This is a genomic window from Novipirellula galeiformis (assembly GCF_007860095.1).
Classification (GTDB): Bacteria; Planctomycetota; Planctomycetia; order Pirellulales; family Pirellulaceae; genus Novipirellula; species Novipirellula galeiformis.
The window spans coordinates 143,944-160,010 of record NZ_SJPT01000011.1; the positions used below are offsets into that span (position 1 = coordinate 143,944).

Sequence of the window (16,067 nt, forward strand, 5' to 3'; positions counted from 1 at the left end):
ATTTCACCCAATCATTCCTGCTTCCTTGCTTAGTACTGATTTTTGAGTGAAAAGCCCGACGTGAACGTCCCGGGGCGAACTCGAGCCAAGCGACCCGCATCGCGCGTTCGAGTTTGCCGACCCAGCTGGGACGCGTGCGTCGGGTTTTTTCGTTCCATGGGCCCGCCGGTTTTCCCACCCACCCGCGAATCGGCGGGCGAATGGGCGAATGGGCGGGCGAGCGGGCAGGCAAATGGGCAGCGGCTGACGCTCTCGCTACGCTTTGCCCTTCTTGCTTTTGCTCTCGACCGGGATCGCGGGCGTTAACAGCCGGCTCGCTTTTTGATCGGCGATGTTGGTCGTCCCTGCGACGCCAAGCAAGCTAATCAATTGTGACCGCATTTCTTCGGATTTTGCGAGTCCCATCATTTGCGCGATCAAGGCTGCGATCGAGAGGTCTTTGACCGCGTCGGCATCCAAGTTGAATTGCTTGACCAACTCGGATAATTGACCGCGAAAGTAATCCGAGTTGCCGTCAAAGAAGGTGTCTTTGATGTCGGTTGCGACCCGACTGTTGTAAACAAATCGGTCGATCGCTTTGCCCCCTTTCACGGCGGACGTGATCTGTTCGAAGAATTCGCCATCGCCGCCGACGATATCGATCCGAGCCGCACGCAGGGCTTCGCCCATCACGCCCGCCTGGCTCTCGGCAATTCCGCGTTGAGCATCGATCGCGGCGATCTCGACATCCTTTTCTTTTTCGAGTTTCAACTTGAACTCTTCGTGCTCCTTGCCGACGTTGTCGAGTTGCTTCATCGCTTCGGCCTTTTCGGTAATGCCGGTTGCCTCGCTGTGGTACTTTTCGCGAGACACGTTGGCCTCGGCCAAGCCTTGCTTTTCGGTCGCTTGGGCCTTGGCTTCGATTCCCTTGGCCTCGGCGATCGCTTTTCGTTCGAGCACGGTTGCTTCGGCGCTGCCCTCTTTTTCCAAGCTGGATGCTTTGGCTTCTTGCACCGTCGCTTCGGCCAGCCCCGCAGCGGCTGCGTTTGCCGCTTCGGCCTCAGCAAGCATTTTCTTCGCTGCGGTGTCTTTCTCGGCGGCGTCGCGACGGGCTTCGGCTTCGATTCGAACCTTTTCCGCGAGCAGGCTGCTTGATTCTTTCTCCGCTTGAGCTTGTTGGGTAATGCGGATCCGTTCCTCTTCGGCTCGCATTTCAGCTGCGGTCACTTGCACCTTTTTCAAGCGGTCGGCTGCCGCGTGCTCTTCGGTGTCTTTGATTCGCTCTTTCTCTTCGACGACGGCACGTTCCACGGCAACTCGTTCACGAATCACCTCTTGGATGTTGCGTTTCTCGATTTCGATCGCTTTTTCTTTTTCGACGTCGGCGACCCCGACGACACGCAATCGCTCGGTCATCTCGAGATCGCGATCTCGATTGACACGCTCGAGTTCCACGGCGTCCGTTTTTTCCTTGTTCCGCTGAGCGACGAGGATTTGTCGTGATTTGTTCTCTTCGGCGACCCCCAGTTCTTCTTCGGTCGCAATTCGAGCTCGCTCTGCTTCGAGCCGTTGCTCTTCACGCACCTTGGCCGCAGACGCTTGTTCACGCGAAGTGATTTCGGCAATTTCGCGTTTCTGTTTTTCGACCGCTTCGACACGTTGGCGTTCGAGCTCGAGGATGGTTTCTTCCGCTTCAACGTCCTGTTTCTTGAGCGTCTTTTCTTTGTCCCGAGTGAATTGGTTTTCTTTGACCTTTTCCATCGAGGTCAATTCGGTGATCTTCTTGATCCCCTCGGCGTCAAGAATGTTGTTCGGGCTGAGCATTCCCAGCGGCGTTTGCTCGAGGTAATCGATTGCCGCATCGTCCAATCGGTAACCGTTCAAATCGGTACCGATGACCTTTAGGATCTCGGATTTGAACTTGTCGCGTTGGTCATACAAGTCGACAAACTCGAATTGCTTGCCCACGGTTTTCAACGCTTCGCTGAACTTTGCATCGAAGAGCTCGCGGAGCGTTTCGAGTTCGCTACATCGCTTGGCACCGATCGATTGGGCCACCTCCTTCATTTCTTCGTCGGTGTTATCAACTCGAATGAAGAAAGCGACTTTGATATCCGCGCGGATGTTGTCTCGGCAAATCAGCCCTTCGCTGCCTTGGCGATGGATCTCAAAGCTTTTCAGCGTCAGATCCATGAACTCGTAGCGATGAAACATCGGCACGATGAACTTGCCGCCCGCGGTCGTGACATCGAGCCCACCGAGACCCGATTTGACGATCGCGCGGTCGGGGCCGACGACGATGAAGTACTGTTTGAACGTCGCGATCGCAGCGACCAGGGCAAACAAGACAAAATACAGCAATAACATGGGCCCGGAGGTCCAGTTGATCGCGGCGATGAATAACGACGAGGTCACGATGCGTTCTCCGAGGGAAGATGGGTCACGATGTAGATACGTTTTTGTTTCTCAAAACCGATGATGCGCACTTCCGTCCCTTTCGGGAGATGCGCTCCGTCGGTGCGCACATTCAACAGCAATGGTGCGGCGTTGGTGCGGAACTTGGCTTGCCCGAACTCGGGCGTGGCCGTGTGGGAGGTGATTTCACAACTGGCACCGACCATGTGGTTTTCGTCATAGGAGGGCGGATCGACGAAATAACCGAGCAACGGCTGGGTGACGGCTTTGGTGATGCCCGTTGCGATCACCAAGTTGCGGATCGACAACAGGATGCTTGGCAGCCAATCGGGTGAATAACGCGCCGCGTCAAAGGTGTGCCAAAGCCAGTAGGAAATGCCCCAAAAGAGGACTGAAAAGATGCCGCCCCAGAGCACGATCGGGATGCGTCCAAAATTGGTCCAGCGGACGACGGTTCCCCCGAGCCCCTGTAGAAAATCGGCATTCACCGAAACCATCTCGCCATCGGGCAGATCGATCCCCGCATCGGGGACGTCCAAATCAACGTCGGGGAGATCGAACCCGAAATCCACCAACCCAATGAGTGCCAAGATCGTATAGACGACCAACAAGCAAATCAGGAGGGAGGCAGGCCACAGGGGACCTACGAACATGCGGTTGGCGAGATCGATCATCGAGTCCGGCACGGGACCGAGCCTCCGAAAAGTGATGGAAAAGAGTCTTACAGCTTAATTGGGAGGCCTCAATCGCGTGCGATGGAGGCGCTCGACAGCAAAAAAACGCCAGAATCAACTCTCGACCCTTCCGGTTGTGATGGGGGTTACAAGGCCTGCAGTCTGGGGTGGGGTATGGCAAAAGATTGGGAGGATTCGCGTGGATCACTACGTTTTGCGGCTCTGGGCATGTATTGTGAAGGAGACGCGGTTAGAATCATGGGTCGCGCGATAAAGGCGTCAATCACTTCATGACGCCACGTGATTATGATAGGGCTTCCTGTCTGGACCTGGTTTCTACCCACCCCATTCCCACCACCTCTGCGTGCTGAGTATCCGCAAACAAAGATGATGATGATCCGCTTTGCTTTCCTTGTGTTTTTCGCTTGTTTCTGTGCGCCTGCACTGACCCTGCACGCTGAATTGTTAAGACGAGCCGAGCCGCTCGAACAACAGCTCAAGAACGTTGATTCTGGTTTTCTGGCCAGCGAAGTTCAGCAGCGGGGTGATGCTCGCCGCGGGGCGATCGTCTTTTTTAAATCGGCCGCAGGGTGCGTGAATTGCCATAGCAGCGGCGACCAAATGTCTCCCTTGGGACCGAATCTCGCCGAATTGGGAACCGAGTTAACGGATCAGTATCTCGTCGAATCGCTGCTTTTTCCCTCACGGCACATTCGCAAGGGGTTTGAAACCTTCACGGTGTTGACGGTCGACGGACAGGTTCACGTGGGTTTGATCGCCAGCGAAGATGACGACAAAATCACGATGCGATTGGCAAGCGATCTGACGAACGATTTCGTCTTGCCGCAAGATGAGATTGAAGGCATCAAAAAGAACGACAAGTCGATGATGCCCGATGGGTTGATCGCATCGCTAAAGGAGCAACGTGAGTTTCTCGATTTGGCGCGTTATGTGATCGAAGTGGCTCGGGGAGGCAAAACGCGCGCCGCCCAATTGCGTCCTTCGCCCGAAGAGCTGAAGGTGAAAGACGATTCGGTCGACCTCAATCATGCCGGGATCATCGGACGCTTCGGATCACGCGACTTCGAAGCGGGCAAAGCGATTTATCACGGCTATTGTTTCGATTGTCATGGCAGTGACGGAAACACCCCTGCGCTATCGACCGCACGCGCGTTTGGTACGGAGAAACTCAAGTTTGGTGCCAATCCGTATGAGATGTTCATGACGTTGACCAAGGGCAACGGCTTGATGGCACCGATGTCTCATTTGACCCCCAAAGAACGCTACCAAGTGGTGCATTACATCCGCGAAGCGTTCATGAAGGGCAACAATCCCGATTACGTCAAAGTGACGCCCACGTTTTTGCAATCGTTGCCCAAAGGGGAAAAGAACGGGACGGAGATCGAGAACGTCGAGCGTGACTTTGGTCCCGCGTTGGCGTCCCAACTTCGCCGTGATTTCCGCAGTGTGTTGAATGTGAAGTTGGGCGAAATCACGATCGCTTACAATTTGCACTCGATGGATCAAGCCGATCTTTGGAGCGGTTTCCTTGATCTGAGCGAAACGCAACACGTTCGTCCGCGTGGCGAAGGGACTGCGGATCCCGATGGTGAATCGATTTCGGAACTGGCCGGTTGGCGTTGGGGGCACGGTGGCACGCTCGACTACTCTCGCGAAGGCTTTCTGCCTCGCGGGCCGATTCCAGCGAAGTGGATGGACTACCGTGGCCATTACTTGCACCACGACCGCGTGACGCTGAGCTACACGATCGACGGGCGTGAAATTTTAGAGTCGCCGACGATCGCCGCTAGCGACGTCATCGCGCACGAGTTCCAAATCGGTGCGGGTGAGGAACTGATCCTGTGTGTCGCACAAAATGCGGACGAGGCATCTGCCGTCGTCGCCGGTGATGCTGATGGAACCACGTTAACGACCGACTCCGAGAACCGGCTCGTGTTGCGGATTCCCGCGGACACCCAATCACGCGTGCTGCAATTGTTTCGCACCGCAGGCCGCGACCAAGCAAAACTGAAAACGATTGCCGGCTCCTTCAAGGCGACGGCGGATCTTGTCTCGTTGACCAAGGGGGGCCCAACGCTTTGGCCCGAGGAACCCAAGACGGTCGGTTATCGTGGTCTCGAGCAAGGCGGCTACGCGCTGGACACGTTGACCATTCCTGGATCCACCCCCTGGAACACTTGGTTTCGCACCACCTCGCTCGATTTCCTCTCCGATGGACGGATGGTCTTGGCGACTCACGGCGGCGATGTCTGGATCGTCTCGGGAATCGATGACGACCTGTTGGAATTGAAATGGAAGCGTTTTGCCGGGGGACTCTATGAGCCATTTGGTGTCAAGGTTGTCGACGACCAAATCTATCTCACTTGTAAAGATCGGTTGACGCGACTGCACGACCAAGACGGCAATGGCGAGGCAGACTTTTACGAAAGTTTTTGTGCTGACATTGACGTCTCGACTAACTTTCATGCCTTCAATTTTGATCTGCAAACCGACGATGACGGCAACTTCTACTACTCCAAGAGTGGTCACGGTGCCGATTTTTCGCTCCCCGGTGCCGTCTTCAAAATCTCGCCCGATGGCAAGCATCGCGAAGTGTTGTCGACCGGTTTCCGCACCCCCAATGGCCTTGGCAGCATGCCGGGCGGGCGCATTACCGCTAGCGACAATCAAGGGCAATGGGTCCCCGCTTCGAAAGTGATCTTGTTGAAAAAAGGCGGTTTCTACGGCTGGGTTCCCACCTATTCGATCCCTGGAAAATGGGCACCCGATGGAGGCAACATCGATATCAAGAAAGTGGTTGCTCCCGAGTCGGTTGACCCGCCGTTGGTGTTCATCCCACAAGAAGTGGACAATTCGTCGGGCGGCCAAATTTGGGTCGATGACAAACGTTTCGGGCCACTGTCAAACCATCTTTTGCACACCAGTTTTGGTCGCGGATGGATGTCGTACCTGATGATCCAAGATTTCGATGACGTGAGCCAAGCGGCGCTAGTGAATTTGCCCTTTGACTTCAGCACCGGGATCATGCGGGGACGCGTCAATCCCGTCGATGGGCAAGTCTACGCCACGGGATTGCAAGGCTGGAACGGAGGCGGACGTATTGGCTTGGAGGAAAAAGGGATCCAGCGTCTTCGCTACACCGGTCGGCATTATCCGATGATTACCGACGCTTCGGTGCAAGCGGATGGATTGACGTTGAAATTCAACTTCGAACTTGACCCCAAAGTTGCCACCGACGTGAATGCCTATGATGTGAAGCAGTGGAACTACCTGTGGAGCAAGAACTACGGCTCGAAACAATACTCGGTCAAAACCGGCGAGGTGGGTGTCGATGACGTCCCGATCGAATCGGTGGTGCTCGATGACAGTGGCACGTCGGTGAAACTGAAAATCGCCAACTTGCAACCGGCCGATCAAGTGCACGTTATCCTGCACGTACGTGGTCGCGACGGAGAGGCGTTTAAGGAAGAGATTTACTGGACGATCAATCGCGTGCCTGATGCGAAGAAGTAATGTGCGAAGCAACGCGTTTAGCTTTGGGATGCTTGCTTGACAACAACGTGCTTGACAACGACATGTTGGATAAGGACGTGTTGGGCAAGGATGCCATCGGTATTGGCCGAAACCCCCAAGGTTCTCTTGATCGGGCTCGATGGGGGGCGTTTTGATACGCTGCGAAAAGCGGCCACGCCGATCGCGATCATGCCGCGACCGCACAAGCGGCTAAACGGTCGGATTGCCTACACGGCCGGATTGACTAAACGGCCGGCCGGATTGGCTAAGCCGTCGGATTGAAGGAGTAGATTGAGACAGGACGTCTGTGGCATCGGAAATAGAAAGACGGAGCTCCGTTTCCGTCGCGGTGTTTGGGACCGTCAACGAACTTCACGGGTTCGTCGTTCCCAGGTGCTGTAATCGAGTGCGAACCCTCACTGCCCCCTTCCCTCTGAACCTCCTGCCAAATATGAATTTGCGGTTTTTGATTGCGTGCTCACTTCTGTGCCTGCTAAGCAGCTTGCCCGCGACCTTTGCAATGGAGTCGTCATCCAATTCTCGTCCGCATGAGGGGGCACACGGCGATGTCAACGCCGACGATCGTGCTACCGACGCGGGGCACAGCTTTCATGGGGAAGCGTTCAACGAGGGACCCCGGCAACGCGCGGTGAAGGCTTCGGGGATGGCGAAGATTCACTTCCCGACGTCGACCCAGTCCGACGAGGCTCAGCAGTTTTTCGAGCAAGGTGTCGCTCAATTGCACGGGTTTTTGTACCTCGAAGCCGAGCGATCGTTTCGACAAGCCGCCAAGGCCGATCCCGAGCTCGCTATCGCCTACTGGGGCATGGCGATGGCCAATGCGAACAATCCAAAACGTGCCAGAGGATTGATTGATGAAGCTGAGCAGAAGAAGGACAAAGGCGCCGACAAACGTGAGAAGCTTTACATCGAAGCGCACGCTCGCTACTTGCCAAAATTTGGCGATGACGCCCCCGAGGATGATGTCGACGCCAAACGGAAACGCGCGGAGCGTTACATCGCTGATCTTGAGAAACTCTTGCACGAGTATCCCGAAGACATTGAAGCCAAGGCGTTTTTGGTCCTGAGGATCTGGCTCTCCGATCGTGAAGGCGTGAAATTGGCCAGCCGGCATGCGGTCAATGCATTGCTAAGCGAGATTTTTGCCGTCGATCCGATGCATCCTGCGCATCACTACCGAATTCATTTATGGGATTCTGCGCATCCGAAGTCGGCGTTAGAGTCGTCGGCAAAATGCGGTCCCTCGATGCCGGGCGTCGCCCACATGTGGCATATGCCGGGGCATATCTATTCCAAACTTCACCGTTATGCTGACGCGGCGTGGCAACAAGAAGCATCGGCGCGAGTGGATCATGCTCATATCGCCCAAGCGGGATTGATACCGGACCAAATTCACAATTTTGCGCATAACAACGAGTGGCTCATTCGCAACCTGCTGTTCATCGGTCGCATCAATGATGCGGTCGACCAAGCTAAAAATCTGGTCTCGCTTCCTCAACACCCACGCTACAACACGCTCAAGAAACGTGGCAGCTACAAGTACGGGCGCGAACGCTTGCTGCAATCGTTTACGGAGTACGGTTTGTGGGATGAATTGATCCAACACTCGGGTGGCTTCTATTTGCCGTTCACGTCCGACGCGGTTCAGGAAGAGGAGTTGCTGGGGTGGTTGGCGGTGGCTCATTTCCGTACGGGTAAGGCGGGTCGTGGCGCGAAAACGCTCCGCACGCTGATTCGTCGCCGAATCGCCTTGGAAACCCAGTTGTTAGACCTCGCGGACAAATCGGCTGCCAAAAACAGCAAAGCCGACAAGCAAGAGTCTGGATCCGATGACGACAGCGGCAAGGAAGCGGAGCCGGCCGAGAAAGCAGTGACCGCCGAAGAGCTACGCTCGCATCTGAAAGCATTGCGGCCGATCATCGCCCGTGCGTCCGCGGCGGGCGCCACCCACCGCAAAGAACCCGAAAAGGTCAAAACGCTTGCCGAAAAAGCAAAGCTCGATGCATTGATCAAAGCGCAATGGTTGGCGGATGCGGGGGACGTGGAATCAGCCTTGGAGATCACAAAATCGGAGCGAAAGAAACGTGAAGGCCAAGTTCGTCCCGTGGCAATTTTGGTCGACCTGTTGTGGCGAAATGGCGAGAAAGACGAAGCGAAGAAACAGTTTGAGACGCTGCGTACGCTGGCTGCCGATGCGGACATCGATACCCCCATGCTGAATCGACTCCGTCACATTGCAAAATTCGCTGGAGTGCAAGGCGATTGGCGGATCAAACGCGAACCGGCAAAGGACCTTGGCGAACGCCCGCCACTAGAGTCGCTTGGCCCTTTTCGTTGGGAACCCAATCAAGCTTCTTCCTGGGAAGCCAAATTGCCCGATGGCACACCGACCCACAGTAAAGAACTCAGCGGACGTCCACGCTTGGTCGTCTTCTATCTCGGCTTTGGTTGCTTGCACTGCATGGAACAATTGCACGCGCTCTCACCCAAGCTAGAGGCGTTCCAGGAGGCGGGAATCGAGATCATCGCGATCAGCACCGAAGACTCGGAAACCCTAACGACCGGAATCGACGATTTCGACAAACCAATTTCGATTCCCTTGATTGCCGATCCCGAACACGCCGTATTCAAGTCGTACCGGTGCTGGGACGATTTCGAAGACCAGCCGTTACACGGCACTTTTTTGATTGATTCTAATGATCGTGTTCGTTGGCAGGATATCGGCTACGAACCGTTCATGGACGTCGATTTCTTGTTGGAAGAATCACAGCGGTTACTGACATTGCCTTAGCGTTTGATGTCTCGCGTTTGATGACCAGCGCGCCGGCGCCCCCTTTGATGAATGGACAACCATGCTCCCATGCACTCGGATTTCGTTCTCGCTGACGTTTTGTTTGGCAACCCTGGGTTCGGTCTGCACCAGCGTGCTGGCGGAAACCCCACGCGTGTTCACCGCCGAGCGAAAACCCGCCGATCATCGCTTGGATGAGTTGCGGACGCTCAATGGCTACTTTCCCTTCAAAGTGGTCTCGTCGAAGCAGCAATGGGAAACACGCGCTGCCGAAATCCGACGACGCATTCTGGTCTCGCAAGGGCTGTGGCCGCTGCCGACCAAGACCGAGCTCAATGCGGTCGTCCATGGACGCGTCGAACGCGAGGATTACGTGGTCGATCGTGTTTTCTTTGAGAGCATCCCGGGGCACTTTGTGACCGGTAGCTTGTACCGACCCAAAGGCAAACAAGGGCCATTCCCAGCGGTGCTCTCGCCGCATGGCCATTGGAAAGACGGCCGCATGTATGACGCGGGTGAAGCGGGAGTCAAACAGCAGATTGAGATTGGAGGCGAAAAATTCGAGGTCGGAGGACGCCATCCGATTCAAGCCCGGGCGGTTCAGTTGGCGCGGATGGGATGCATCGTGCTCTCGTACGACATGACCGGCGAAGCCGATGCGATCCAATTGGCTCATCGCCCTCAGCAGTGGTCGCACCTCGATACAGCCAAAGATTGGGGGTTCTTCAGCGTTCAAGCCGACCTGCGACTGCAAAACATGATGGGGCTGCAAACGTGGAACTCGGTGCGTGCGATCGATTTCCTGCTCCAATTGGATGATGTCGATCCCACACGGATCGGAGTGACCGGAGCTAGTGGCGGAGGCACGCAATCGATGATCGTCGCGGCCATCGATGAACGCATCGCTGCGGCGATGCCATGTGTGATGGTTTCGACCGAGATGCAAGGAGGTTGTACGTGCGAGAACGCCTCACTACTGCGAATCGATCAAGGCAACATCGATATCGCAGCCGCGATCGCACCGCGGGCGCTTGGCTTGACGGCGGCCGACGATTGGACTCTCCGTTTGGAAACCAAAGGCTATCCCGAGCTACGCGACCTCTACACCATGCTTGGGGTTCCCGGTCACTTGACCGCGGTGTTTCATACTCAATTCCAGCACAACTACAATTACGTCAATCGTGCCGCGATGTACGCGTTTTTCAACCAGCATTTCAAGCTGGGCCACGAAACGATTGAAGAGCGAGACTTCACTCCGCTTTCGATCGACGAGGCGACCGTTTGGACGCAATCGCATCCGCGTCCAAGCGATGACCAAATCGGCGACGTGCACGAGATCAACTTGCTCAAACGCATGACCGCTGACTCGGATCAAATCATGCATTCGCTGCTGCCAAAAAACGCGGCCGAACTGGCGGAGTTCCGCCGTGTGGTCGGAGGGGCGTGGGAGACCATTCTGGGACGCCGATATGATCAAGTCGGAACCGTTTCCTTTGACGTCACCACGCAAACCCAACAATCCGGATTGACCATGGATGCGGGAACGTTGACCCATCAGGAAGCTCGTGAACAGATCCCGATGATCGATATTTATGATCCCCAAACGCCGCTCGCTGGCGTCATGATTCTGTTGTCGGACCATGGCAAATCCGCTGCGTTCCGCGATGGCAACGTCAACGAAGCGGTCATGAAGTGGACCGCAAAAGGCTACCGCGTGTTGGTGGCGGATCTATTCGGACAAGGTGAATTTCAAGATTTCGGCATCCCCGCGGACTCACAACGGATGTGGTACCAGCAAACCGGGACGGTCGGTTGGCAGCTTTATTCGGGATTCACTCATGGATACAACCATCCTTTGTTTGTCCAACGCACTCATGACGTTTTGTCGTTGGTGAAGTATGCCAGCACGCTTGTGGCTCCACCGCAGATCCGAATGATCGGAGTGGGGACAACGGGCGGACCGATCGCAATCGCAGCGACGAGCCAATTGGGGAATCATTCGATCGGGCAAACGATCATCGATTCCGCCGGGTTTTCATTTTCGTCGTTAACCGAGCACAGCGATCCGATGTTTGTTCCCGGCGCGGTGAAGTATTTTGGCATGGATGGTTTGCTCGCCCTCTCGGCTCCGCATCGGGTGACCGTCATCGGCCAACCTCCTGCGACGTTTGTGAACGACGCGTATCACGCGGCCGGCGAACCCGAGCGATTTCGACAAGTCGAGCGATTCAATGCGATCGCCGATTTTATTCTGGATGAATTCTAGATCGCACTGCTTGGTGTCAGCGGGAAGGCGAGGCGTCCCCCGACGTTTTGAGGACATCATCATCCGGCGTGTTCGCTTTGAAGTTGCGCCCACCGATGTACTCCGCGCCGAAAGCCTCGCAATTTGCCGAGCCTGAGCCCAACGGGCCAGGTTTTCGATGCCTAGGAACCTAAGGGCCAACGGCCCGGCCAAATTCGAAAACGGACGCGTCCGGAGATGAACACCGCGTGTCGGGCCCGTGGAGAGGTGGGGGCTACAATGCCACGGCCAAACAATGTTCTTAAGCCGTGAACATGCAGCGCCGGACCATGGCGATCGTGGCCAATTGATCGCCGTTTAGTTTCATTTTGGTTTTGGCGACCGTTAACGCCGAATCAAAGTGATGCTCGGCTAAGAAGAGCGTGGCGGGTTGTTCGAGGGATGCCGCCGTGGCCAGCGATTGCAGCAATTTGCAGCCTTTGTTTCCAATGCGATGGGCTCGGCACAATTCGCTAAACAGAGAATGCTCGCAATGTTCATTGCGAGCCGCACTGCGGTGCACTTGCCACGCGATGATTGCGGACACGGTCACCACTGCGGCCGCGATCCAGACCCACGGGGTGGAGTCGCTCGTTTCGACTGCGGCGTCTTGGTAGCGTAGCGCAACGTCGCCCATTCGAGTTTCCGCGAATAAAAGGAATGACGATAGATGGGACATGGCTAATTCGAGAATGCAGTGAAGGTGAATGCAGTGAATGAGGCGTGTTTGAAACGCTTTGGGATTCCGCAACCATGGGAAACACCCGGTGTCGCATGAGCAACGTTTAGAGCGCGTCCATTGCTTGTCGGGTTTCGATTGCCTTGATCGCCGCATCGCGGACCGGGCAAGGGGGTAATCCCGACATCTCTTTGAGTAGATTGAGTGTGTTTTTGCTTTCCGCTCGCGACATGACTTGGCAAGCGAGCACCCGTGCGGCTTGGTGGTCTTCACGTGAGATTCGCTCAAACGATTCGCTCAATAGGTCGACGGCGGCCAAGGCGTCGGCCGCGGCGATCGCATCGAGTCGTTTGCCGAGCACCGGGTGCCGCAATCCATCTCGAATCCGCGAAATGGCCTCGGTATCGATGGTCATCACGATTCGCCCCAATGCACGTCGATCTGCCTCGGGCATGCCTGATAATCGCTCCAGCATCGCTTCGGCGTGCAGCGGAGCGAGGATGCGGCGAACCGAGCGAACCAGCGAGGGGTCTCGATGGTCAAGCAAGTCGATCAAATTGGCTAACAGCGTTGCGGTTGGATCTTCGGCAATCGCAGCTTGATTGTCAGCGGCGATCAAAATTGCGGAGGGGCCCCACACTTCATATTCAGGAACGACACATTTCATCATGCCTGAGACTGCCGCCGCGGTGCAACCTTGGCCATCTCGCTTGAGTGCGGCGACGATGGTGCGTAAGTACACAAGCGCATCGGCCCCCGATTGATTGTAAATGTGTACCGCCGCAGCGCGATGGTTCGCGCTAATCGCGTCCATCAACGTCTCTTCTTCGGCACAACACTTCGGCATGCCGAGTTCCTGCAAATTCTTCAAAACCGTTACGCTCGGTTCGTCACCAATCGCACGCAATAGCGAATCGCGAAAAACATCATCCGTGCGATTCGATAAAATTTCTAACAAGGAATGAGGGACCTTGCGGCGACTAATGAACCCCGCCAACAACTCCACGATTCCGGCACGCTGGGTGGTTGCCAACCGGTTGCCAATCAATTGGCAATATTCCGATGAGGTTGAAACAAATGCACGCAACTCTGCATCGGCCCAGGCGGAGCCCACTAAGAACGCGTCAACGAGCCGTTCGTTTTTATGTTTTGCGATTCGCTTGGTTGATTCCGCCAACGCGGTGATCAGGGGCGCCCGCACCGATGGCTTGTCGCGATTCGCGCGTGCGTTATGCCCAAGCTCATGAGCCAATTGCAGGATTGCCTCCGACGCAGCGTCACGAACGATGTCCGATTCATGGGTTTCGGCCAGAGGGATCAGATTCACGATGGCACTGTGGAGTCCGATCGTCTCGGTCGCACCGATGGCATGAACCAGATTGGCGTCCTGGTCGCGCAGCGATTCTAGGATCGCCGGGGTGATCCATGCCTTGTGTTTTCGAAGCAGACTGTACGATTCGGGAGGAAAGACATTCCAGCGGGAAAGGACCGCTTCGGCGCACTGTGGCTCCTCTCGCTGCAGCAAAGCGGCGACGGCGCAGGTGCGCACCCTCTCTTCAGGATCTTCCATCGCAACCAACAACAGGTCCAAGGCAGCCGCATTGCGTGATTCAGCGAGCGTCGCGAAAGTTAAGAGCGGGCCTTGCATGCTTTTTCTTCTGAGACGGTGTGGAGGGGAACTTGCATCTTTCCGACGCGTCACGGGGAGCAGATTCACCAGCGTGCGATCTCGAAAATCTAGCTCCATCGATGGCAAATGCTCGCTCGACTGCGCCGAATGTCCCTCGCCGCGTCCGGGAACCTACCCCCTGAGTCGGTACAAGCAAAACAATCCGACCAATCGGAACGCGCTTTGGCGTTTTGCCTAACCCCGGCAACGCGATTGTCCCCACCAGCAGGGTTAACCGTGGTAACCGGGGCGCGAGTCTTTGTCGGTTCCGGCGGACGGCCCGTTTGCGCTATAATGATCGTTGGGGAGGCTGCCGATTTGTCGATATCCCTCTTTAACAGGCCGCCTGCTCGCTCTTACCTGCCTTGAAACGAACCTTTAACCCTTTGCAGTAACATGACACAGCGACCCGCTAACATCATCCTTGAGGAATCCTTTTTGGACGTCCGCGCAAAGGTACTTGAGATCGCGGCGGTTCTGGATCGAGTGGATCGAGCTCTGAAGGAGGGCAAGCCACTCGATGAAGACATCAGCGCGCGACGCGATAAGATTCATGACGCGATTCGGTTATTGCTGAGCGAGGAAACCGATCGAGCCGAACGCGTGCAGTTGCTGTTTTCGCGAAAGTACTCCCCCGCATGGCGATCGGAACTGAAGGTCGATTGATCGCGAACCTGTACCAAACACCTCAGCGGTCGTTCGTTCGACACGCTCGGGGCCCCATCCTGCCTTTCCTACGACTTTTTGATTTTGAGCTAAATTGCTATGGATTACATCGACCCGCACATTCACATGGTCTCTCGGATCACCGACGATTATGCAACGTTGGCGAGGATGGGGTGTGTCGCGATGAGCGAGCCAGCCTTTTGGGCTGGCTTTGATCGAGGAAGTGTCGATGGGTTCCGGGACTATTTCCGTCAATTAACGGAGGTCGAACCCAAGCGAGCCGCCGCCTTCGGTATCCAGCACTTCACATGGCTGTGTATCAATGCCAAAGAGGCGGAGAACGTCTCGCTCTCACGCGATGTGATTGCGATGATTCCCGAGTTCTTAGAGGCCTCGAATGTGTTGGGAATCGGCGAGATCGGTTTGAACAAGAATACGCGGAATGAATCGATCATTTTTCTCGAGCACCTCGAACTCGCGATCAAACATGAGCAATCCATTTTGATTCACACGCCCCACTTGGAAGACAAGTTCCAAGGGACGCGGATGATTCTTGACATGCTGTCGGATGATTCACGCTTGGACCGCTCTCGCGTGTTAGTCGATCACGTCGAAGAGCACACCATTGCCGAAGTGCTCGACCGCGGTTTTTGGGCCGGAATGACGCTCTATCCCGTCACAAAATGTACGCCCGAAAGGGCCGCCGACATGATCGAGATGTGTGGTGGGGAACGATTGCTGGCAAATTCCGCTGGCGATTGGGGACCCAGCAAACCGACGGCAGTTCCCGATTTGATTTTTGAGTTGCGCCGCCGCGGCCATCGGGAATCGTTGATTCGAAAAGTGGTTTACGATAACCCGATCGAGTTTTTCTCGCAGAGTCGCAATTTCAATTTCAAGCCACGCGATGCCTCTTAACGATCGACAGAATCGAGCACGTGGCCGGTTCCAACCATCCGCGAAGTTTTGCTACATTGCAAACGCAACGAACATTCGCACGGGTTGGCTTGTCTAAACGCGGACGCGTTTTGAAGTAACGCGATTGCATTTTTACGTAGCAAATCATAACCCGAAGCGTAAGCGAGGGACGGCGTCAAAAATGAGATTCCCGCGCACAGGCTACGGCTGGCACCCTGATTCCTAGCTGTAACGCAGCGCTAAGCAGGTAGGTCAGGAGTCTTTCGGGAGATTAGCCGTTTTGGCGTTAGCCACGGTTCACGCGGTTCACGCGGTTCAACCGGGGCTAACGCCCAATGGCACTCACTTTGACGTTGGGTCTTCTGGATCGTTGGGTTTACTTTTCTTTTTTCGTTTCTGGAAGTGGGTGGTTTTGGGGCGGCGGGCGTAGGCTTCGC

The 16,067-nt window shown here is 55.6% G+C and carries 10 protein-coding genes; 6 read left to right on the top strand and 4 right to left on the bottom strand.

Features of this window, described 5'->3' with window-relative positions; translation table 11 throughout:
* Positions 1-255 precede the first annotated feature (255 nt).
* Together Pla52o_RS23480 and Pla52o_RS23485 are read right to left on the bottom strand one after the other, a co-directional pair.
* Positions 256-2,346 (bottom strand): flotillin family protein, encoded by a 2,091-nt coding sequence (locus tag Pla52o_RS23480; protein ID WP_315852971.1) that lies wholly within the window; start codon positions 2,344-2,346, stop codon positions 256-258.
* A gap of 44 nt (positions 2,347-2,390) precedes the next feature.
* Positions 2,391-3,080, bottom strand: coding sequence for an OB-fold-containig protein (locus Pla52o_RS23485; RefSeq protein ID WP_146597060.1), 690 nt, complete (start codon positions 3,078-3,080; stop codon positions 2,391-2,393).
* A gap of 381 nt (positions 3,081-3,461) precedes the next feature.
* Between Pla52o_RS23485 and Pla52o_RS23490 the strand changes: the two genes are divergently transcribed.
* From Pla52o_RS23490 to Pla52o_RS23505, 4 genes are all read left to right on the top strand, one after another.
* The gene (locus tag Pla52o_RS23490; RefSeq protein ID WP_231612605.1) at positions 3,462-6,602 is read left to right on the top strand and encodes a DUF6797 domain-containing protein; all 3,141 of its coding nucleotides are present in this window, start codon (positions 3,462-3,464) and stop codon (positions 6,600-6,602) included.
* 90 nt (positions 6,603-6,692) lie between these two features.
* Positions 6,693-6,884, top strand: a complete 192-nt coding sequence (locus tag Pla52o_RS23495; protein ID WP_146597062.1) for a hypothetical protein — start codon at positions 6,693-6,695, stop codon at positions 6,882-6,884.
* A gap of 238 nt (positions 6,885-7,122) precedes the next feature.
* Entirely contained in the window at positions 7,123-9,414 is a 2,292-nt protein-coding gene (locus Pla52o_RS23500) for a redoxin domain-containing protein (protein ID WP_231612606.1), read from the top strand.
* 61 nt (positions 9,415-9,475) lie between these two features.
* Complete coding sequence (locus Pla52o_RS23505; RefSeq protein ID WP_146597064.1) at positions 9,476-11,680, top strand: acetylxylan esterase; 2,205 nt, start codon at positions 9,476-9,478, stop codon at positions 11,678-11,680.
* A 280-nt stretch (positions 11,681-11,960) separates the two neighbouring features.
* Here Pla52o_RS23505 and Pla52o_RS23510 read toward each other — a convergent pair whose 3' ends face one another.
* Together Pla52o_RS23510 and Pla52o_RS23515 are read right to left on the bottom strand one after the other, a co-directional pair.
* Positions 11,961-12,377, bottom strand: coding sequence for a hypothetical protein (locus Pla52o_RS23510; RefSeq protein WP_146597065.1), 417 nt, complete (start codon positions 12,375-12,377; stop codon positions 11,961-11,963).
* A gap of 106 nt (positions 12,378-12,483) precedes the next feature.
* Positions 12,484-14,025, bottom strand: a complete 1,542-nt coding sequence (locus tag Pla52o_RS23515; protein ID WP_146597066.1) for a hypothetical protein — start codon at positions 14,023-14,025, stop codon at positions 12,484-12,486.
* 417 nt (positions 14,026-14,442) lie between these two features.
* On the opposite strand from Pla52o_RS23515, the gene Pla52o_RS23520 reads away from it, so the two are divergent.
* Both Pla52o_RS23520 and Pla52o_RS23525 read left to right on the top strand, forming a co-directional pair.
* Positions 14,443-14,712, top strand: coding sequence for a hypothetical protein (locus Pla52o_RS23520; protein WP_146597067.1), 270 nt, complete (start codon positions 14,443-14,445; stop codon positions 14,710-14,712).
* Between the two features lie 99 nt (positions 14,713-14,811).
* On the top strand, positions 14,812-15,630 hold the full coding sequence (locus tag Pla52o_RS23525) for a TatD family hydrolase (RefSeq protein WP_146597068.1): 819 nt from the start codon (positions 14,812-14,814) through the stop codon (positions 15,628-15,630).
* The last annotated feature ends 437 nt before the right edge of the window (positions 15,631-16,067 follow it).